The organism is Nitratireductor luteus, assembly GCF_026162365.1.
In the GTDB taxonomy this organism is placed as follows: domain Bacteria; phylum Pseudomonadota; class Alphaproteobacteria; order Rhizobiales; family Rhizobiaceae; genus Chelativorans; species Chelativorans luteus.
Window position 1 is genome coordinate 26,185 of sequence record NZ_JAOANW010000022.1, and the last position, 19,219, is coordinate 45,403.

Sequence of the window (19,219 nt, forward strand, 5' to 3'; positions counted from 1 at the left end):
CCGATATAGGTTTCCTGGCGCCGGATGCCACAGAAAGGCCCGGGCTTTTCTACAGGTCGGCTTCACCGAGGGCTTCATCGAAGCCCAGAAGGTTCCAGCTCTGCTGCATGTGCGGCGGCATGGGCGCGGTCACGTCCACCTTGCCTCCGTCTGGATGCGGGATGATGATGCGGCGGGCATGAAGGTGCAGGCGGTTCTGCATGCCGCCGGGCAGTTCCCAGTTCTGGTCGGCCTCGAAATATTTCGGGTCGCCGATGATGGGGCATTTGATATGCGCGGCATGCACGCGGAGTTGGTGGGTGCGGCCGGTAAAGGGCTCCATGTGCAGCCAGGAAAGCTGCATGCCCGCCTGCTCGACCACCCGATAGTGTGAAATCGCGTGGTCAGCGTCGGGCTCGCCATGCTTGGCGACCCGCACGCGGTCGCCGTCCGGCGTCGGTTCCCTCACCAGCCAGGTGGAGATCCGATCCTCGGCCTTCTTCGGCACGCCTTTTACCAGTGCCCAATAGATCTTCTTGGTTTCGCGGGCGCGAAAGGATTCGGCCAGGCGCATCGCGGCCAGCCGCGTGCGGGCCACGACCAGAACGCCGGACGTGTCCCGGTCGAGCCGGTGCACCAGGCGCGGCTTCTCACCCTTCTTGTTGCGCCAGGCCTCCAGCATGCCGTCGACATGGCGGCTTACGCCGGACCCGCCCTGCACGGCCAGCCCGGCCGGCTTGTTGAAGACGAAAACCTTCGGGTCCTCATGAATGAGCATCTGCGACAGGACTTCCGCGTCGCCCTGGTCGCGCATGGTGCGCATGGTGGTCGGTCCGCCGCCCTTGCGATCGACGTCAATCGGCGGAACGCGGATCGTCTGGCCGGGCTGGACGCGCGTGTCCGCCTTGGCGCGGCCACCGTCCACGCGCACCTGTCCCGTGCGCAGGAGCTTCTGCAACTGGCCGAAGCCCAGACCCGGATAATGTGTCTTGAACCACCGGTCGAGGCGCATGCCCGCCTCGCCGCCGTCCACTTCGATCTGTTCTACGCCTGCCATGTCACCTGACTTTCAGTTGAGGCGCAGATAGCATCACCAGACGCTTCTTGCGAGCCACAATCCTGCAAAGAGTGCGAAGATCGCGCAAAACACGCTACCAAGTACGTAGCCAAGCACAGGGAAAGCCGCACCGCGCTCCCACAGCACCGCCACATCGAGCGAAAAGGCGGAGAATGTGGTGAACCCGCCGAGCACGCCCGTCGCTACGAAAAGCCTGACCTCAGCCGGCGCGCCCGTGCGACGCACCAGATATTCGATGAACAGCCCCATGGCAAACGAGCCGATCACATTCACCGCCAATGTGCCCCAGGGAAAGCTCAGGCCTAACACACGGCCGACCCACTGGACGCCCAGATGGCGCATGCCCGCGCCCAGCGCGCCGCCGATACAGACGAGAAATAGATGATACATGCTGTTCCCACACCCGGTGCTTGCCGGTTATTTCCTACAGCATCGGCCCCAAAATCGGAATCGTTTTTCGGAAAGCACGATGCAAAGAGCGAGCTATTCGTCCCCGCTCCGCTCCCGCCTCAGCTTTGCCCAGTAATCCAGCCGCTTGCGGATCTCGCGCTCGAAGCCGCGCTCCGGCGGGTCGTAGAATTTCTGGCGGTCCATGGCCTCGGGAAAATAATTCTGGCCGGAAAAGGCGTCGGGCATGTCGTGGTCGTATTGATAGCCGCTGCCATAGCCGGTCTGCTTCATCAGCTTGGTCGGCGCGTTGAGAATGTGCTTGGGCGGCAGCAGTGAGCCGTTCTCCTTGGCCGCGGCCATCGCCTGCTTGAAGGCCGTATAGGCAGCGTTCGATTTCGGCGCGGTCGCCAGATAGATGCAGGCCTGCGCCAAGGCGAGTTCGCCCTCCGGCGAGCCCAGATAGTCATAGGCGTCTTTGGCGGCGTTGGTGACGGCGAGCGCCTGGGGATCGGCCAAGCCGATATCCTCGACCGCCATGCGGACCAGCCGCCGGCCGATATAAAGCGGGTCCTCGCCCGCGTCGAACATGCGGCACAGATAATAGAGCGCCGCGTCGGGATCGGAACCACGCACCGATTTGTGCAGCGCCGAGATCAGATTGTAGTGCCCGTCCTGCCCCTTGTCGTAGACCGGCGCGCGGCGCTGCACGATCTTCTGCAGGGCTTCGGCATCGAAGACCTCGCCATCGCCCGCCGCGCGCCACACTTCCTCGGCCAGCGTCAGCAGCGCCCGGCCATCGCCGTCGGCCATGCGCAGCAGGACCGCCCTCGCCTCGCCATCGAGCGGCAGCGACCGGTCTTCCATGGTTTCAGCGCGCTCCAGAAGCCGGGCGAGGCTTTCGCTCTCCAACGGGTGGAAAACGAGCACGCGCGCGCGGGACAGAAGCGCGGCATTCAGTTCGAAAGACGGGTTTTCCGTCGTGGCGCCGACCAGCACGACGGTGCCATCCTCCATGACCGGCAGGAAAGAGTCCTGCTGGGCACGGTTGAAACGGTGGATCTCGTCTACGAAAAGCAGTGTCTGCCGGCCTTGCTGGCGCCGCAGGCGCGCGCTCTCGAACACCTTCTTGAGATCGGCGACGCCTGAAAAGATGGCCGATATCTGCTCGAATGCCAGCTCCGTTTCGCCGGCCAGCAGCCGTGCGACGGTCGTCTTCCCGGTGCCGGGCGGTCCCCAGAAAACAAGCGAGCCCAACGAGCCCGAGCGGATCATGCGCGCCAGCACGCCCTCCGGACCGGTCAGATGTTCCTGGCCAACCACCTCGCCGAGGCGCGTCGGCCGCAATCGATCGGGAAGCGGACCGGCTGGCTGCTGGCCCGGTGCAGCATTCCTTGTGAAGAGATCGTCCGCCACAGCTAATATCTCAGCATCTGGCGCAGAAGCCGGCCGTCGCGCTCCAGCGAGAAGCGCCACCAGCGCGTGTTGCTTTCGGCCAGCCTGCGGGCTTCCTCGGCGTTCTTCGGCTCCTCGCCATTGATCTCACGCAGGATGTCGCCCTTACGCAGGCCGAGTTTCGCGGCGGGCGAGTTGCGGGCGACATCGACGATGACCACGCCCTTGAGGTTGACCGGCAGACGCAGACGCTGGGCAAGGCTTGGCGACAACAGAGCAACCGACGAACCGGCGAAGGGCCCCTCACCGCCTATTTCGACCGGCCTCCCGACATCCTGAGGCGGTCGCTCAATGGCAAGCGACAGTGTCTCCTTGCGGCCTCCTCGCAACGTTTCGATTTCCGCATTTTCGCCGATACCAAGGGTCGCGAGTCGGTATTCGAGGGCATCGGGTGTATCGACCGGCGTTCCGTTGACGGCCACAATCACATCACCGCTTTTCAGACCCGCCTGCATGGCCGGGCTACCTTCGGCGACATTGGTCACCAGCGCACCGGCCGGCCGCTCCATTCCCAGCGCCTCGGCGATACGCGGGGTGACCGGCTCGTAGCTGGCGCCCACATAGGGCCGCTCGAAATAGTCCGCCCCGTTCCGGGCCGCCTTGACGACGGCGCGCACGATATTGGCCGGAATGGCAAAGCCTATGCCGTTGGAGCCGCCAGAACGGCTGAAAATCGCCGTGTTGATACCGACCACCTCGCCCTTCATGTCGATCAGCGCGCCACCGGAATTGCCGGGATTGATGGCGGCATCGGTCTGGATGAAGAAGCCGAAGTCGGTGATGCCGCGTGGCGTGCGCGCGAGCGCAGAAACGATGCCACTGGTCGTCGTCTGGCCGACGCCAAAGGGGTTGCCGATGGCCAAAACAAGATCGCCGACTTCAAGTGCCTCGGAATCGCCCAGCCTGACGGAAGGAAACGCACCGCCATTTTCTATCTTGAGGACGGCGAGATCCAGGCCCTCGTCCTTGAGAAGAATTTCACTCGCGAATTCGCGGCCGTCCGCCATGGCGATCTTCACCTCGTCCGCCTGACGGATGACGTGATAGTTCGTCACCACGATGCCCGACGGATCGACCAGCACCCCGGAACCGAGAGAAGACTGAACGCGCGGCGGCATCTGCGGCAGGTCGAAGAAGCGCTCGAAGAAGGGATCCCCCATGAAGGGCGAACGCACCTCGACGCGCGAAGACGCGTACACGTTGACGACCGCAGGCGCGGTTTCGCGGACGAGCGGCGCGAAGGAAAGCTGCACCTCGGATTGCGAGAACGGAACGCGCTTCGGAGCGGTCTCCGCCGATGGTTCGCTATCCTGGCTGCCGCGAAGCAGTTTCGAGATAAAACCCTGCGGCTCCACCTCCTGCGAGCCGGCCGTTTCGAGGGGCAGCGCAGCAGCGGCGGCAAGGGCGATCACCGCCCCTACCCATTTCAACGATGTTCGCATCAATCGTCTCTCGTCATTCCGAATCCGCACGTCATGTTCCAAAAGAATGTGCGCATTGAAAGACCGCAAATCCAGCCGTTTTGGGGACAGCACAGGGACAAAAAGAAAAAGGGGCCGCTGGGGCCCCTCTATCAATCGGTCTCGCTGACGGCGATCTTATGCCGCTTCGGTCTCTTCGTTGGCCGTCTCGGCCTCGACCCGCGCGCGATCGACGGCGCCCTTGGCTGCAACATCGCGTTCGACGAACTCGATGACGGCCATCGGCGCATTGTCGCCATGGCGGAAGCCGGCCTTCATGATGCGCAGATAGCCGCCATTGCGCGAAGCATAACGCGGAGCAACGGTGTCAAACAGACGGCGCACAAGGTTCTCGTCGCGAATTGCGGCGATGGCTTGGCGGCGGGCATGCAGGTCGCCCCGCTTGCCGAGCGTCACCAGCTTCTCGACGATGGGGCGGATCTCCTTCGCCTTCGGCAATGTGGTGACGATCTGCTCATGCTCGATAAGCGAAGCCGCCATGTTGGCGAACATCGCCTTGCGGTGGCTGGCGGTACGGTTCAGCTTGCGGCCGGATTTTCCGTGGCGCATGGCTATTCTCCTTCAATACCCTTCGTGGCCCTGTCGGGCGCGCCCGGGCTCTTGCTCTTAATACTGATCTTCGTAGCGCTTGGCGAGTTCTTCGATATTGTCCGGTGGCCAATCCTGAACTTCCATGCCCAGGTGCAGCCCCATAGACGCCAGCACTTCCTTGATTTCGTTGAGCGACTTGCGGCCGAAATTCGGCGTCCGCAGCATCTCGGCTTCCGTCTTCTGGATCAGGTCGCCGATATAGACGATGTTGTCGTTCTTCAGGCAGTTGGCCGAACGGACCGAAAGCTCCAGCTCGTCGACCTTTTTCAGAAGCGCCGGGTTGAAGGCAAGCTCCGTAACCTGCTCGGCAGGCTGCTCCTTCTGCGGCTCCTCGAAATTCACGAACAGGCCGAGCTGATCTTGCAGGATGCGCGCAGCGAAAGCCACCGCGTCCTCACCGGTCACCGAACCGTCGGTCTCCAGCGTCATGGTCAGCTTGTCGTAGTCGAGAACCTGGCCCTCGCGGGTGTTCTCGACCTTGTAGGAGACCTTCTTGACCGGCGAATAGAGGCTGTCGACCGGAATCAGGCCGATCGGCGCATCCTCGGCGCGGTTGCGGTCGGCGGGCACATAGCCCTTGCCCGTGTCGACGGTGAACTCCATACGGATCTCGGCCCCCTCGTCGAGGGTGCAGATCACATGCTCGGGGTTCAGTATCTCGACGTCGCCAACGGTCTGGATATCGCTGGCGGTCACGGCGCCCGGTCCCTGCTTGCGCACGACCATGCGCTTGGGCCCATCGCCTTCCATGCCGATGGCGATTTCCTTGATGTTGAGGACGATGTCGGTCACGTCCTCTCGCACGCCGGGAATCGACGAGAATTCGTGCAGCACGCCGTCGATCTGGACGGCGGTGACGGCGGCGCCGCGCAGCGACGACAGCAGCACGCGACGAAGCGCGTTGCCGAGCGTCAGGCCGAAGCCGCGCTCCAGCGGCTCGGCGACGAGCGTGGTCTGCGTCTTGCCCTTGGACGTGAACTCGATCTTGTTGGGCTTGATGAGTTCTTGCCAGTTTTTCTGGATCATTCTGATTTCCTTCCGTTACCCCGCCACCATCCATTCGTGGCGGGCGATCTGGAAACCGTAGAGGAGCGACGGACGATCCGCCGCTCTTGCGGTAAGTGATAATGCTAGACGCGGCGCTTCTTGCGCGGGCGGCAGCCATTGTGCGGGATCGGCGTCACGTCGCGAATCGACGTGATCGTGAAACCCGCGGCCTGCAGCGCGCGGAGGGCGGACTCGCGGCCCGAACCTGGGCCCGACACCTCGACCTCGAGCGTCCGCATGCCATGTTCGGCAGCCTTGCGGGCGCAATCTTCGGCGGCGACCTGAGCGGCGAACGGCGTCGACTTGCGCGAACCCTTGAAGCCCTGCGAGCCGGCCGACGACCAGGCAATCGCATTGCCCTGCGCGTCGGTGATGGTGATCATGGTGTTGTTGAACGTCGAGCTCACATGAGCAACGCCCGACGAGATATTCTTGCGTTCACGACGACGAACGCGTGCGGCTTCCTTAGCCATATTATTCCTTTCAGTCGATCTCTACACCGCCGTAGTGCCAGCGGCTCCACCAAAGAAGCGAATAGTGAGTAGCGAATAGGGTTTACCTGCTCACTGTTCTCTAATCGCTAATTACTTCTTCTTGCCGGCGATCGGCTTGGCTGGGCCCTTGCGGGTGCGCGCATTGGTGTGCGTGCGCTGGCCGCGTACCGGCAGGGAGCGACGATGACGCAGGCCGCGGTAGCAGCCGAGATCCATCAGACGCTTGATGTTCATCGAGACTTCACGGCGCAGATCGCCCTCGACCTGGTAGTCGCGGTCAATGGCCTCGCGGATGTGAAGCACTTCGGCATCCGTCAGCTCGTTCACGCGACGCTCGGCCGGAATGTTGGCCTGGGCAACGATCTTCTGGGCGAACCTCGGCCCGATGCCGTGAATATATTGAAGCGCAATGACGACGCGCTTGTTTGTCGGAATGTTGACGCCAGCAATACGGGCCACGTCGGCTCTCCTTGGTTTCCTGCCGCCTGTCCGGCGGGTCTTTTCAACTATTAGCCGGACAAGACGAAAGCGCCCGATCCCAGCCCTGAATTTCTCAGACCGGCACCGACCGCTTTTGACATTCAAGCGAATTGGGCCGTCTTTGACGGAATCGCCGGGAAAAGTCAACTCCCCGAGCGACATTTTGAATGCAGTCAGACCGACTGCAGAACCTGTTCGATCTGCCGCGTCACATCCTCGATGTCCGCCATGCCATCGACCGAGCGGAGTTTGCCCTTGGCGTAGTAATAGCCGGTCAGTTGTGCCGTCTTCTTGTAGTACTCGCGCAGCCGCTCGTCGAACACATCGGCATTGTCGTCCTTACGCACTGCCTGGCCGTCGGCCCTCGCCTGCTCCGCCCGCTTCTCGATCCGCCCGATCAGTGCCTTGTCGTCGACCACCAGTTCGATGACCGCGTCAATCGCTAGTCCACGCTCGGCGAGCATTTCCTCCACCGCGTCGGCTTGGGCAAGCGTGCGCGGGTATCCATCGAGGATGAAACCATTTGCGCAGTCTTCCTGATCGATTCTTTCCGCGACGATGGCATTGACGATCGCGTCCGACACCAGTTCGCCGGCGTCCATGACGGCCTTGGCCCGCTTGCCGACATCGGTCTCAGCCTTCACCGCCGCGCGCAGCATGTCGCCGGTGGAAAGCTGCGGAATGCCAAGCTTGTTCACCAATCGCTGCGCCTGGGTCCCCTTACCCGCCCCCGGCGGCCCAAGAAGTATAAGCCTCATCGTCCTCTTTTCCCCCCACGCAGCTTCGATTTCTTGATCAATCCCTCGTACTGATGCGCGATCAGATGTCCCTGCACCTGCGCCACCGTATCGAGCGTCACGCTGACGACGATCAGCAGCGACGTGCCACCCAGATAGAAGGGTACGCCGGTAGACGCGATGAGGAACTCCGGCAGCAGACAAACGAGAACCAGGTAGAGAGCGCCCACGGCCGTGATGCGGGTCAGCACATAATCGATATATTCAGCCGTCCGCTCGCCGGGGCGATAGCCGGGAATGAAGCCGGAATGCTTCTTGAGCTGGTCGGCCGTGTCCTTCGGATTGAAGACGATAGCCGTATAGAAGAACGCGAAGAAGGCGATCAGCGCGGCATAAAGGATCATGTAGAGCGGCTGGCCGTGACCGAGCGTGGCAAGCACGGTGCCGGCCCAGGCGGGAAGCTGCGTCGTATCGGAGAAGCCGGCTGCGGTGGTCGGCAGCAACAGCAGAGATGATGCAAAGATCGGCGGGATCACGCCGGCCGTGTTCAGCTTCAGTGGCAGGTGCGAGGTATCGCCCTGGAACATGCGGTTGCCGACCTGGCGCTTCGGATACTGGATCAGCAGCCGGCGCTGGGCTCGTTCAAAGAAGACGATGACGCCGATGACGACGATGGCCAGCACGATGATCGCAAGGATCAGGCCCGTCGACATGGCACCGGTGCGCCCCAATTCCAGCGTGCCGCCGATTGCCGATGGAAGGCCGGCGACGATACCCGAAAAGATGATCAGCGAAATGCCGTTACCGATGCCGCGCGCCGTGATCTGCTCGCCAAGCCACATCAGGAACATGGTTCCGCCCACCAGAGTGATGACGGCCGAAATGCGGAAGAACCAGCCCGGATCGGTGACAATGTTCGCCCCGCTCTCAAGCCCTATCGCAATGCCGTATGCCTGCACGGTGGCGAGGATTACGGTGCCGTAGCGGGTATATTGATTGATAACCTTGCGGCCCTGCTCGCCTTCCTTCTTGAGCTGCTCAAGAGTGGGAACGACCGAGGTCATCAACTGCATGATGATGGAGGCGGAGATGTAAGGCATGATGCCAAGGGCGAAGATCGCCATGCGCTCGACCGCGCCGCCTGCAAACATGTTGAAGACGCCGAGAACGCCGCCCGACTGCTGTTCGAACGCCTGCGCGAACGCCTCGGGATTGATGCCCGGCATCGGGATATAGGTGCCCAGCCGGTAAACGAGAAGCGCGCCCAGCGTGAACCAGATGCGCTTCTTCAGGTCTTCCGCCTTGGCGAAGGCCGAAAAATTCAGATTGGAGGCAAGTTGTTCGGCTGCCGATGCCATGAAAAGTTCTCCGCTTGGTCACGCGCAAGCCGCGCGAACAGGAATGTGGACGCCGGTTCCCCTATCGACCGATTCCGTGGATCGAAGCCAGGAAACAATCAAAACACCGAACCGCCCACCCCCCCTTGGCGGATCAATGGGGCGGATCATGCGCCGCACCGCTAGAACCGGCAGCACATTGTGCCAGCCCGAGATAAGCTCGGGCGGACGAGGTTGCAAGCGGCGGAATGGATCCGCCGCCTGCCAAAGATGTCTATTCAGCCGCCTTTTCGACAACCTTCACCGAACCGCCGGCCTTTTCGATCTTCTCGATGGCCGACTTGGTGGCGCCGGCAACGTCGAGAACGACCTTCGCCGAAATATCGCCATTGCCGAGCACCCGCACGCCGTCCTTGACGCGGCGGATGACGCCGGCCTTGACCAGTGCGGCGCTGTCAATCGTCTGACCAGCATCGAGCTTCTTGGCATCGATTGCCGTCTGGATGCGGCTGACCGATACTTCGTTGAACTTCTTGCTGAAGATGTTCTTGAAGCCGCGCTTGGGCAGGCGACGGTAGAGCGGCATCTGGCCACCCTCGAAGCCCTTGATGGCCACGCCGGAGCGCGACTTCTGACCCTTGACGCCGCGGCCGCCGGTCTTGCCGGTGCCCGAGCCGATGCCCCGGCCCAGACGCTTGCGCGAATGGGTGGCGCCTTCGTTGTCCCTGAGTTCGTTGAGTTTCATCGATCCTGCTCCTCGATCTCTCAGGCTTCGTCGACGATGCGCACGAGGTGCTGCACCGTTGCGACCATGCCGCGCACGGAAGGAGTATCCTCCAGCGTCGAGCGGCGATGCATCTTGTTCAAGCCCAGGCCGACCAGCGTGGCGCGCTGCTCCTTAGGGCGGCGAATGGGGCTGCCGATCTGCTCAACGGTGATCGTCTTGCCCTTCTTCTTCTCAGCCATGTCCGTCAATCCTTGATTGGGTCCAGCTCGTCATCTGACGTGCCGAACCGCGCCCTGCCTATTCCTCGCCGCCGGCGGCAGTGCCGCGGCGCGCCTGGAGGGTCGAATACTTGATGCCGCGCTGGGCCGCTACATCCTTGGGATGCTTCTGGCTCTTCAGCGCATCGAAGGTCGCGCGCACCATGTTGTACGGGTTCGAAGACCCGAGCGACTTGGCGACGACGTCCTGGACGCCCAGCGTCTCGAAGACGGCGCGCATCGGACCGCCGGCGATGATGCCGGTACCGGCCTTGGCGGCGCGCAGGTGGACGCGGCCCGCGCCATGGCGGCCGTCAACGTCGTGATGCAGCGTGCGGCCCGAACGAAGCGGGACGAAAATCAGATCGCGCTTGGCGCTTTCGGTCGCCTTGCGAATGGCTTCCGGCACTTCGCGCGCCTTGCCGTGACCAAAGCCGACACGGCCCTTCTGGTCGCCGACGACGACGAGTGCGGCGAAACCGAAGCGGCGGCCACCCTTGACCACCTTGGCAACGCGGTTGATGTGAACGAGTTTATCGACGAATTCGCTGTCGCGCTCTTCGCGCTCGCGGCGATCGTCCCTGCGGCCTTGTTGTGCCATTATCCTTGTCCTTTTTCTTTTCCGGAAGCACGGGGTTGATAAAAATCCCGGGCGCCAGAGACGCCCAGGACGGGGTTAGAACTTGAGGCCGCCTTCGCGGGCAGCGTCGGCCAGCGCCTTGATGCGGCCATGGTAGAGATAGGGGCCGCGGTCGAACACGACATTCTCTACACCGGCCTTCTTGGCGCGCTCGGCAATAAGCTTGCCGATCTCCATCGCGGCCGACGTATCGGCTCCCGACTTCAGTTTGCCCTTCAGGTCGGTTTCCAGGGTCGAGGCGGCGGCAAGGGTGTGTCCCTTCACGTCATCGATGACCTGGGCATAAATATTCTTGGACGAGCGGTGGACCGAAAGCCGCGGCTGCCCGTTGGCGACCGCCTTCAACTTCCGGCGAACGCGCCCGGCGCGCCGCTTAACGGATACCTTCGACACCATGGCTTGCGTTCCTTACTTCTTCTTGCCTTCCTTGCGGACGATTGTCTCGTCCGCGTATTTTACGCCCTTGCCCTTGTAGGGCTCGGGAGAGCGAAATTCGCGGATTTCCGCCGCGACCTGGCCGACCACCTGCTTGTCCACGCCGGCGACGACGATTTCCGTCGGCTTTGGCACGGTTATGGTAACGCCCTCGGGCGCCTCATAATGGACCTCGTGGCTGTAGCCAAGCGAAAGCTGGAGCCGCTTGCCCTGCATCGCGGCGCGATAACCGACGCCGTTGATCTCCAGGCGCTTTTCGAAGCCGCCCGACACGCCCTGAACGATGTTCTGGATCTGCGTGCGGGACATGCCCCACTTGGAGCGCGCATCCTTGGACTGGTCGCGCGGATCGACGGCGATGCCGCCGTCTTCCATCTTGACCAGAACCTCGTCGTTGACGACGAACTTCAGTTCACCCTTCGGGCCCTTGGCCGTCACGGTTTGTCCCTCGACGCTGGCTGTGACGCCCTGCGGCACCGGGACCGGCTTTTTGCCAATACGAGACATGTTCTTGTCCTCGTTGTTCCGTTGTTGGGTTCCGCCGGATCAGAAGATCTGGCAGAGCACCTCTCCGCCGACATTCTGCTCACGGGCTTCATGGTCGGCCATCACGCCCTTGGGCGTCGAAAGGATGGCCACACCGAGACCGTTCGCAACCTGCGGGATTGATTTCACCGACACATAGACGCGGCGGCCCGGCTTGGAAACCCGTGCAATCTCGCGTATGACCGGGGTGCCCTCGTAGTATTTCAGCTCGATCTCGAGCTCCGACTTGCCATTGTCGTAGTCGACCTGGCTGTAGTCGCGGATGTAGCCCTCAGTCTTCAACACATCCAGCACACGGGCGCGCAGCTTCGAAGCCGGCGTAGAGACCGTGTTCTTCTTGCGGCCGATGGCATTGCGGATGCGGGTCAGCATATCGCCGAGTGGATCGCTCACAGACATACTCTTGCTCCCTTACCAGCTCGACTTGACCAGGCCCGGAATGAGCCCGCTATTGCCAAGTTCGCGCAACGCGATACGCGACATCTTCAACTTGCGGTAATAGGCCCGCGGACGGCCCGTCACATCGCAACGGTTGCGGATGCGGGTCTTGGAGGAATTGCGCGGAAGCGCGGACAGCTGAAGCTGCGCTTTGAAACGCTCTTCGATCGGCCTGTCCTGATCCTTGATGATGGCCTTGAGCGATGCGCGCTTTGCGGCATAGCGGTCTACCAATTCGCGGCGCTTCTTGTTCTTCTCGACTGCGCTGACTTTTGCCATAGAAAAGTTCCTTTTGCTCGCCTGCCGTTACTGCCGGAACGGGAAGTTGAAAGCCTTCAGAAGCGCGCGCGCTTCGTCATCGGACTTTGCAGTCGTACAGACGATGATGTCCATTCCCCAGATCTGATCGACCTTGTCGTAATTGATCTCGGGGAACACGATGTGCTCCTTCACGCCCATGGCGAAGTTGCCGCGGCCGTCGAAGCTCTTTGGGTTCAGGCCGCGGAAGTCGCGAACGCGCGGAAGCGCGACGTTGACCAGGCGGTCCAGGAATTCGTACATGCGCTCCTTGCGCAGGGTGACCTTGGCGCCGATCGGCATCTCTTCACGCACCTTGAAGCCGGCAATCGACTTGCGGGCCTTGGTGATGACCGGCTTTTGGCCGGCGATGAGCGCCAGGTCTTCCGCAGCGATGGACGGCTTCTTGGAATCGCCCGTCGCTTCGCCCACGCCCATGTTGATGACGATCTTGTCGATGCGCGGGACCTGCATCTCGTTCTCGTACTTGAAGGCCTCGAGGAGCTCCTTGCGGATGACCTCGTCGTACTTCTTCTTCAAGCGAGGCTGAATCTTAGCGTTAGCCATCGATCGTTTCTCCCGAGCGCTTCGCAACGCGAACCTTCTTGTCTCCGTCGATCTTAAATCCGACGCGGGTCGGCTTGCCGTCCTTGGGGTCGGCCAGAGCGAGGTTGGACAGGTGGATAGGCGCTTCCTTGGCAATGATGCCGCCTGCATCCTGCGCGGACTGCTTTTGATGTCGGCGAACGATGTTGACGCCGCGAACCAGCGCCTTGTCTTCCTTCGGCATCACCTGAATGACTTCACCGGAACGACCCTTGTCGCGGCCGGCGAGCACGACGACATTGTCGCCCTTTTTGATCTTCTGCATTTCCCGGCCTCCTTAGAGCACTTCCGGCGCGAGCGAGATGATCTTCATGTGGCTCTTGGCGCGAAGTTCGCGCGGAACCGGTCCGAAGATGCGGGTGCCCACGGGCTCTTTCTTGTTGTCGACGAGAACGGCCGCATTATTGTCGAAACGGATAACGCTACCGTCGGCCCGGCGAATGTCCTTGGCTGTGCGAACCACAACCGCCTTCATCACGTCGCCCTTCTTGACGCGGCCGCGCGGAATGGCTTCCTTCACCGAAACGACAATGATGTCGCCTACGGAAGCGTATTTCCGCTTCGAGCCGCCGAGCACCTTGATGCACATGACACGACGTGCGCCGGAATTATCCGCCACGTCGAGGTTTGTTTGCATCTGAATCATGACTGGCCGCCTTCTACTTAGTGGGAAGTGCGCCTCTCGCGCAGCTTCCGGCTTGTCCAAATGGTCTTATTGTGCGGGTGTCTCGTTGACGACGATCCAGCACTTGTCCTTCGAAATCGGACGCGTTTCCTGGATCAGCACCTTGTCGCCGACCTTCAACGCATTCGTCTCATCATGGGCCTTGTACCGCTTGGTACGGCGCACGGTCTTCTTCAGCAGCGGGTGAGCGAAACGGCGCTCGACGCGTACGACGACCGTCTTGTCGTTCTTGTCGCTCACCACGGTGCCCTGCAAAACGCGCTTTGGCATATTCGCTTTCCTCAGGCCTTACTGCCAGCCGATTTCTCGGCGGCGATTGTCTTGATGCGCGCAATGTCACGGCGAATCTGCTTCACACGCGCGGTTTTCTCGAGCTGCCCCGTCGCCTTCTGGAAACGAAGGTTGAACTGCTCTTTCTTCAGCTTGGCCAGCTCGTCGTCGAGCTGGTCGGGCGTCATCGCCCTTACGTCAACGGCCTTCATGATGACTGCCTCTCCTACTCTGCGATGCGCTGGACAAAGCGCGTCTTGATCGGGAGCTTGGCGGCACCAAGGCGAAGCGCCTCGCGTGCAACGTCGACGCCCACACCGTCGATCTCGAACATTACGCGACCGGGCTTAACGCGTGCGGCCCAGTAATCCACCGAACCCTTACCTTTACCCATGCGGACCTCGGTCGGCTTGGAGGTGACGGGAACGTCGGGAAAAATCCGGATCCAGACACGGCCCTGGCGCTTCATGTAGCGCGTGATGGCACGGCGCGCGGCCTCGATCTGGCGCGCGGTCACCCGCTCCGGCTCAAGAGCCTTGATACCGAACGAACCGAAGTTCAGATCAGTGCCGCCCTTGGCTATGCCATGGATACGGCCCTTGAACTGCTTGCGGAATTTCGTGCGCTTTGGTTGCAGCATCTCTATCTACTCCAAAATTCCGGCTCAGGCGTGTTCACGGCGGCGGCTGCCGCCCTGCTCGCCCTCGACAACGCGGCGTTCGGACGCCATCGGATCGTGTTCGAGGATCTCGCCCTTGAATACCCAGACCTTCACACCGCAGATACCATAGGCCGTCTTCGCCTCGGCGGTTCCGTAGTCGATGTCGGCGCGAAGCGTGTGCAGCGGCACGCGGCCTTCACGATACCACTCGATGCGCGCGATCTCCGCGCCGCCGAGACGGCCCGAGCAGTTGATGCGGATGCCCTCGGCGCCAAGCCGCATGGCCGACTGAACGGCACGCTTCATGGCACGGCGGAAGGCCACCCGGCGCTCGAGCTGCTGGGCGATCGACTGGGCGATCAGCTTCGCGTCGATCTCGGGCTTGCGCACCTCGACGATGTTGAGATGCGTTTCCGCATTCGTCATCGACGAGACCTTGCGGCGCAGCTTCTCGATGTCCGCACCCTTCTTGCCAATGATCAGGCCCGGGCGGGCGGCGTGGATCGTAACGCGGCACTTCTTGTGCGGACGCTCGATCACCACCTTCGAAATGGCAGCCTGCTTGAGTTCCTTCTCGATATACTCGCGGATCTTCAGATCCTCGTGAAGGAGCTCGCCATACTCCGCATTGTCCGCGAACCAACGGGAATCCCAGGTGCGGTTGATGCCGAGACGCAGGCCGATCGGATTAACTTTGTGGCCCATCAGGCGGCCTCCACTTTCTCTTCGACTTCGCGGACGACAATCGTCAGGTGCGAGAACGGCTTCTCGATGCGGTTGGCGCGGCCGCGGCCACGCGCATGGAACCGCTTCATGACGATCGACTTGCCGACATAGGCCTCGGCGACAACCAGCGCGTCCACGTCCAGATCGTGGTTGTTCTCCGCATTGGCGATTGCCGACTGGAGCGTCGACTTCACGGTGCCGGCGATACGCTTGCGCGAGAATTCAAGGTCAGCGAGCGCTGTCGCGACCTTCTTCCCGCGGATCATCGCGGCAACGAGGTTCAGCTTCTGCGGGCTGACGCGGATCGTGCGCAGTACGGCACGAGCCTCATTGTCTGCAAGCCTGCGCGGTGCTTTGGCCTTGCCCATCGTTACTTCCTCTTAGCCTTCTTGTCCGCCCCGTGGCCGTAATAGGTGCGGGTCGGAGCGAATTCACCGAATTTGTGGCCCACCATCTCTTCCGAGACGAGCACCGGAATATGCTTCTGGCCGTTGTAGACGCCGAAGGTCAGGCCGACGAACTGCGGCAGAATGGTGGAGCGACGGCTCCACATCTTGATCACCTCTTTGCGTCCGCTTTCGCGAACCTTCTCGACCTTCTTAAAAAGAAAGCCATCGACAAAGGGGCCTTTCCAAACTGAACGGGACACTTGCCGTTACCTTTCTTATTTCTTGCGCTGATGGCGCGAGCGCATGATGAACTTATCGGTCGACTTGTTCGACCGCGTCTTCATGCCCTTGGTGGGCTTGCCCCACGGCGAGACCGGGTGACGACCACCCGAAGTGCGGCCTTCACCGCCGCCATGAGGATGGTCGACCGGGTTCATGACCACACCACGGTTGTGCGGACGCTTGCCCATCCAGCGCTTGCGGCCGGCCTTACCGAGGCTGATGTTCGAATGGTCCGGGTTGGACACGGCACCGACGGTGCCGAGGCAATTGCCCGATACCAGGCGCTGCTCGCCCGAGTTCAACCGCAGGATCGCCATGCCCTGATCGCGCCCGACGAGCTGGCAATAGGCGCCGGCCGAGCGGGCGATCTGACCGCCCTTGCCCATCTTCATCTCCACATTATGCACGATCGTTCCGATCGGCATTGCAGAGAGCGGCATGGTGTTGCCCGGCTTCACGTCGACGGCCTTGAGCGAGGAGATGACCCTGTCGCCGGCAGCCAGGCGCTGCGGCGCCAGGATGTAGGACAACTCACCATCGTCGTAGCGCACCAGCGCAATGAAGCCTGTCCGGTTCGGGTCGTATTCGATACGCTCGATGACGCCCGAAACGTCGAACTTGCGACGCTTGAAATCGACCAGCCGGTAGGTCCGCTTGTGGCCGCCGCCCTGGAACCGCGCCGTGATGCGACCGGTATTGTTGCGGCCGCCCTTGCTCGTCAGCCCCTGGGTAAGGCCCTTGACCGGCTTGCCCTTGTAGAGGCCGGAGCGGTCGACGATCACCAGCTGACGCTGGCCTGGGGTTACCGGTTTAAAGTTCTTGAGTGCCATGTCTTAATCCTCGCGGCCTCTCAAAGACCAGTAGCGATGTCGATCGAGTGCCCCTCGACCAGCGTCACGATCGCCTTCTTGGCGTCGCTCTGCCTGCCGATGGTGCCGCGGAACCGCTTCACCTTGCCTTTGCGAACAAGTGTGTTCACGCCCTTTACCTTCACACCGAAAAGCGCCTCTACGGCAGCCTTGATCTCGGGCTTGGTGGCCTTGCGCGCCACGTTGAAGACGACCTGGTTGTTCTCAGAGGCCATCGTCGATTTCTCGGTGACCACCGGGCTGACGATCACGTCATAGTGGCGAAGGTCATTCATTTAAATCGCTCCTCGAGGGCTTCGACAGCCGCCTTGGACAGCACCAGCGTGCCGCGGCGAAGAATGTCGTAGACGTTAATGCCCTGCACCGGCAGCACATCCACATTCGGAATGTTCTGCGCCGCGCGCTTGAAACCTGCGTCGAGCTCGGCACCGCCGATCATCAGCACGTTGGAAAGTCCGAGCTTGGCGAAGCTATCCACCAGCACCTTCGTCTTGCCATCGGCAAATGCCAGATCGTCGATGATGATCAGGCTTTCCGATTTCGCTTTGGCCGAAAGCGCATGCTTCAGGCCGAGGGCACGAACCTTCTTCGGCAGATCGTGCTCGTGGCTGCGCACGACCGGGCCGTGAGCCTTGCCGCCGCCGCGGAACTGCGGAGCGCGCGCCGAATGGTGGCGGGCGCGGCCGGTGCCCTTCTGGCGGTACATCTTGGCGCCGGTGCGCGCGATCTCGGCGCGCCCCTTGGCCTTGTGCGAGCCCTGCTGACGCTTGGCAAGCTGCCAGCGCACGACGCGGTGCAGGATGTCTTCGCGCGGATCAAGTCCGAAGATCTCGTCGGAGACCTTCAGCTTGCCGGCATCCGTGCCCGCCAGGGTGGTTACCTTAAAATCCATTATTCTGCCCCCTCGCTGGCGGCGGCGTTTTCGGCCTTCGCGGCATCATTGTTTGCGGCGCGGATGGCGGCCGGAAGCGGCGCGCCCTCTGGCAACGGCGCCTTGACGGCATCGCTTACCATGATCCAGGCGCCCTTGGAGCCGGGAACAGCGCCGCGGACCAGGATCAGGCCACGCTCGGTATCGGTGGAGACGATCTCCAGGTTCTGGGTCGTGACGCGATGGTTGCCCATGTGGCCAGCCATCTTCTTGCCCTTGAACACCTTGCCCGGATCCTGGCGCTGACCGGTCGAACCGTGCGAACGGTGCGACACCGAGTTGCCATGGGTTGCACGACCGCCACCGAAATTGTGACGCTTCATGACGCCCTGGAAGCCCTTGCCGATGGAAGTTCCCGTCACGTCGACCTTCTGGCCGGCGACGAAATGATCCGCCGTGATCTCGGCCCCGACATCAAGAAGATTGTCGGGCGACACCCGGAATTCGGCAACCTTCGCCTTGGGCTCGACCGTGGCTGCAGCGAAATGACCGCGCAACGCCTTCGACGTGTTCTTCACCTTGGCAAGGCCGACACCGAGCTGAACGGCCGTGTAGCCATTCTTCTCTTCGGTGCGCTGCGCCACGACCTGGCAGTTTTCCATGCGCAGAACCGTGACAGGGACATGCTCGCCCGCCTCGTTGTAGACGCGCGTCATCCCGATCTTCTGTGCGATAACACCTGAACGCATCGGTTCGATTTCCTTTCAGGGTTCCCGGCTCGCAGCCTTTCGGCTTCTTGCCCGGGTTCCTAACCTATTGTCTTCCGCCTAGAGCTTGATCTCGACGTCGACGCCGGCAGCAAGATCGAGCTTCATAAGAGCATCGACCGTCTGGGGGGTCGGGTCCACGATGTCCAGAAGACGCTTGTGGGTCCGCATTTCAAACTGCTCGCGCGACTTCTTGTCGATGTGCGGCGAGCGGTTCACCGTGAATTTCTCGATCCGCGTCGGCAGCGGGATGGGCCCGCGGACATTCGCGCCGGTGCGCTTGGCCGTGGACACGATCTCGCGCGTCGAAGCATCAAGCACCCGGTGGTCAAACGCCTTGAGGCGGATACGGATATTTTGTCCGTTCATTTTTCAAGTTCCTTGTTCCGCTGCGGCGCGGGCTACCCCGCGCCGCGCCGGATGCTTGTCCTGTTACTCGGTGATCGATGCGACGATGCCGGCGCCGACGGTGCGGCCGCCTTCGCGGATGGCGAAGCGCAGCTTCTCCTCCATGGCGATCGGCACGATCAGCTCGACATCGACCGTCACATTGTCGCCCGGCATCACCATTTCCGTGCCCTCGGGAAGCGACACCACGCCGGTCACGTCCGTCGTGCGGAAGTAGAACTGCGGACGGTAGTTGGTGAAGAACGGCGTGTGGCGGCCGCCCTCCTCCTTGGTCAGGAT

32 protein-coding genes are annotated in these 19,219 nt (G+C 62.0%); all 32 read right to left on the reverse strand.

What is annotated here, in order from left to right; translation table 11 throughout:
• Positions 1-49 precede the first annotated feature (49 nt).
• Positions 50-1,036: an RluA family pseudouridine synthase gene (locus N1058_RS22680; RefSeq protein WP_265519864.1), complete on the reverse strand. Its 987-nt coding sequence runs from the start codon at positions 1,034-1,036 to the stop codon at positions 50-52.
• Between the two features lie 33 nt (positions 1,037-1,069).
• Positions 1,070-1,447: a fluoride efflux transporter CrcB gene (gene crcB / locus N1058_RS22685; protein ID WP_265519865.1), complete on the reverse strand. Its 378-nt coding sequence runs from the start codon at positions 1,445-1,447 to the stop codon at positions 1,070-1,072.
• 93 nt (positions 1,448-1,540) lie between these two features.
• Positions 1,541-2,860 (reverse strand): replication-associated recombination protein A, encoded by a 1,320-nt coding sequence (locus N1058_RS22690; RefSeq protein ID WP_265519866.1) that lies wholly within the window; start codon positions 2,858-2,860, stop codon positions 1,541-1,543.
• 2 nt (positions 2,861-2,862) lie between these two features.
• Positions 2,863-4,341, reverse strand: a complete 1,479-nt coding sequence (locus N1058_RS22695) for a DegQ family serine endoprotease (RefSeq protein ID WP_265519867.1) — start codon at positions 4,339-4,341, stop codon at positions 2,863-2,865.
• Between the two features lie 156 nt (positions 4,342-4,497).
• Entirely contained in the window at positions 4,498-4,929 is a 432-nt protein-coding gene (gene rplQ, locus N1058_RS22700; RefSeq protein ID WP_265519868.1) for a 50S ribosomal protein L17, read from the reverse strand.
• A gap of 57 nt (positions 4,930-4,986) precedes the next feature.
• Complete coding sequence (locus N1058_RS22705) at positions 4,987-5,997, reverse strand: DNA-directed RNA polymerase subunit alpha (RefSeq protein WP_265519869.1); 1,011 nt, start codon at positions 5,995-5,997, stop codon at positions 4,987-4,989.
• Positions 5,998-6,101: 104 nt separating this feature from the next.
• Positions 6,102-6,491, reverse strand: coding sequence for a 30S ribosomal protein S11 (gene rpsK, locus N1058_RS22710; protein WP_265519870.1), 390 nt, complete (start codon positions 6,489-6,491; stop codon positions 6,102-6,104).
• 111 nt (positions 6,492-6,602) lie between these two features.
• Complete coding sequence (gene rpsM, locus N1058_RS22715) at positions 6,603-6,971, reverse strand: 30S ribosomal protein S13 (protein WP_265519871.1); 369 nt, start codon at positions 6,969-6,971, stop codon at positions 6,603-6,605.
• Positions 6,972-7,165: 194 nt separating this feature from the next.
• Positions 7,166-7,750: an adenylate kinase gene (locus N1058_RS22720; protein WP_265519872.1), complete on the reverse strand. Its 585-nt coding sequence runs from the start codon at positions 7,748-7,750 to the stop codon at positions 7,166-7,168.
• Positions 7,747-9,087: a preprotein translocase subunit SecY gene (gene secY / locus N1058_RS22725; protein ID WP_265519873.1), complete on the reverse strand. Its 1,341-nt coding sequence runs from the start codon at positions 9,085-9,087 to the stop codon at positions 7,747-7,749. Before secY ends, N1058_RS22720 begins: the two co-directional genes overlap by 4 nt.
• Positions 9,088-9,340: 253 nt before the next feature.
• Entirely contained in the window at positions 9,341-9,811 is a 471-nt protein-coding gene (rplO, locus tag N1058_RS22730) for a 50S ribosomal protein L15 (protein ID WP_265519874.1), read from the reverse strand.
• A gap of 20 nt (positions 9,812-9,831) precedes the next feature.
• A complete protein-coding gene (gene rpmD / locus N1058_RS22735) occupies positions 9,832-10,032 on the reverse strand; it encodes a 50S ribosomal protein L30 (RefSeq protein ID WP_265519875.1) in 201 nt (66 codons plus the stop codon).
• A 58-nt stretch (positions 10,033-10,090) separates the two neighbouring features.
• Positions 10,091-10,651 (reverse strand): 30S ribosomal protein S5, encoded by a 561-nt coding sequence (gene rpsE, locus N1058_RS22740; RefSeq protein WP_265519876.1) that lies wholly within the window; start codon positions 10,649-10,651, stop codon positions 10,091-10,093.
• Positions 10,652-10,726: 75 nt separating this feature from the next.
• Positions 10,727-11,086 (reverse strand): 50S ribosomal protein L18, encoded by a 360-nt coding sequence (gene rplR, locus N1058_RS22745; protein WP_265519877.1) that lies wholly within the window; start codon positions 11,084-11,086, stop codon positions 10,727-10,729.
• A 12-nt stretch (positions 11,087-11,098) separates the two neighbouring features.
• Positions 11,099-11,632 (reverse strand): 50S ribosomal protein L6, encoded by a 534-nt coding sequence (rplF, locus tag N1058_RS22750; protein ID WP_265519878.1) that lies wholly within the window; start codon positions 11,630-11,632, stop codon positions 11,099-11,101.
• 39 nt (positions 11,633-11,671) lie between these two features.
• The gene (rpsH, locus tag N1058_RS22755; protein ID WP_265519879.1) at positions 11,672-12,070 is read right to left on the reverse strand and encodes a 30S ribosomal protein S8; all 399 of its coding nucleotides are present in this window, start codon (positions 12,068-12,070) and stop codon (positions 11,672-11,674) included.
• 12 nt (positions 12,071-12,082) lie between these two features.
• Positions 12,083-12,388, reverse strand: coding sequence for a 30S ribosomal protein S14 (rpsN, locus tag N1058_RS22760; RefSeq protein WP_265519880.1), 306 nt, complete (start codon positions 12,386-12,388; stop codon positions 12,083-12,085).
• A 27-nt stretch (positions 12,389-12,415) separates the two neighbouring features.
• Positions 12,416-12,973, reverse strand: a complete 558-nt coding sequence (rplE, locus tag N1058_RS22765) for a 50S ribosomal protein L5 (protein WP_265519881.1) — start codon at positions 12,971-12,973, stop codon at positions 12,416-12,418.
• Positions 12,966-13,277 carry a 50S ribosomal protein L24 gene (gene rplX, locus N1058_RS22770; RefSeq protein WP_265519882.1) on the reverse strand — a complete coding sequence of 104 codons (312 nt, stop codon included), beginning with the start codon at positions 13,275-13,277 and terminating at the stop codon, positions 12,966-12,968. Before rplX ends, rplE begins: the two co-directional genes overlap by 8 nt.
• 12 nt (positions 13,278-13,289) lie before the next feature.
• Positions 13,290-13,658: a 50S ribosomal protein L14 gene (rplN, locus tag N1058_RS22775; RefSeq protein WP_265519883.1), complete on the reverse strand. Its 369-nt coding sequence runs from the start codon at positions 13,656-13,658 to the stop codon at positions 13,290-13,292.
• Positions 13,659-13,724: 66 nt separating this feature from the next.
• Entirely contained in the window at positions 13,725-13,967 is a 243-nt protein-coding gene (rpsQ, locus tag N1058_RS22780) for a 30S ribosomal protein S17 (protein WP_265519884.1), read from the reverse strand.
• An 11-nt stretch (positions 13,968-13,978) separates the two neighbouring features.
• Positions 13,979-14,179 (reverse strand): 50S ribosomal protein L29, encoded by a 201-nt coding sequence (gene rpmC / locus N1058_RS22785; RefSeq protein ID WP_159590046.1) that lies wholly within the window; start codon positions 14,177-14,179, stop codon positions 13,979-13,981.
• A gap of 14 nt (positions 14,180-14,193) precedes the next feature.
• Positions 14,194-14,607 (reverse strand): 50S ribosomal protein L16, encoded by a 414-nt coding sequence (gene rplP / locus N1058_RS22790; RefSeq protein WP_265519885.1) that lies wholly within the window; start codon positions 14,605-14,607, stop codon positions 14,194-14,196.
• 24 nt (positions 14,608-14,631) lie between these two features.
• Complete coding sequence (gene rpsC, locus N1058_RS22795) at positions 14,632-15,333, reverse strand: 30S ribosomal protein S3 (protein WP_265519886.1); 702 nt, start codon at positions 15,331-15,333, stop codon at positions 14,632-14,634.
• Positions 15,333-15,722: a 50S ribosomal protein L22 gene (rplV, locus tag N1058_RS22800; protein ID WP_265519887.1), complete on the reverse strand. Its 390-nt coding sequence runs from the start codon at positions 15,720-15,722 to the stop codon at positions 15,333-15,335. The genes rpsC and rplV overlap by 1 nt, the downstream gene beginning before the upstream one ends.
• A gap of 2 nt (positions 15,723-15,724) precedes the next feature.
• On the reverse strand, positions 15,725-16,003 hold the full coding sequence (gene rpsS / locus N1058_RS22805) for a 30S ribosomal protein S19 (RefSeq protein ID WP_265519888.1): 279 nt from the start codon (positions 16,001-16,003) through the stop codon (positions 15,725-15,727).
• Positions 16,004-16,018: 15 nt separating this feature from the next.
• The gene (rplB, locus tag N1058_RS22810) at positions 16,019-16,855 is read right to left on the reverse strand and encodes a 50S ribosomal protein L2 (protein WP_265519889.1); all 837 of its coding nucleotides are present in this window, start codon (positions 16,853-16,855) and stop codon (positions 16,019-16,021) included.
• Positions 16,856-16,875: 20 nt separating this feature from the next.
• Positions 16,876-17,169, reverse strand: coding sequence for a 50S ribosomal protein L23 (locus N1058_RS22815; RefSeq protein WP_265519890.1), 294 nt, complete (start codon positions 17,167-17,169; stop codon positions 16,876-16,878).
• A complete protein-coding gene (gene rplD, locus N1058_RS22820; protein WP_265519891.1) occupies positions 17,166-17,786 on the reverse strand; it encodes a 50S ribosomal protein L4 in 621 nt (206 codons plus the stop codon). Before rplD ends, N1058_RS22815 begins: the two co-directional genes overlap by 4 nt.
• Positions 17,786-18,514 carry a 50S ribosomal protein L3 gene (gene rplC, locus N1058_RS22825; protein WP_265519892.1) on the reverse strand — a complete coding sequence of 243 codons (729 nt, stop codon included), beginning with the start codon at positions 18,512-18,514 and terminating at the stop codon, positions 17,786-17,788. Before rplC ends, rplD begins: the two co-directional genes overlap by 1 nt.
• A gap of 78 nt (positions 18,515-18,592) precedes the next feature.
• The gene (gene rpsJ, locus N1058_RS22830; RefSeq protein WP_007066362.1) at positions 18,593-18,901 is read right to left on the reverse strand and encodes a 30S ribosomal protein S10; all 309 of its coding nucleotides are present in this window, start codon (positions 18,899-18,901) and stop codon (positions 18,593-18,595) included.
• Positions 18,902-18,964: 63 nt separating this feature from the next.
• A partial coding sequence (locus N1058_RS22835) for an EF-Tu C-terminal domain-related protein (protein WP_476739416.1) occupies positions 18,965-19,219 on the reverse strand: 255 nt, incomplete at its 5' end.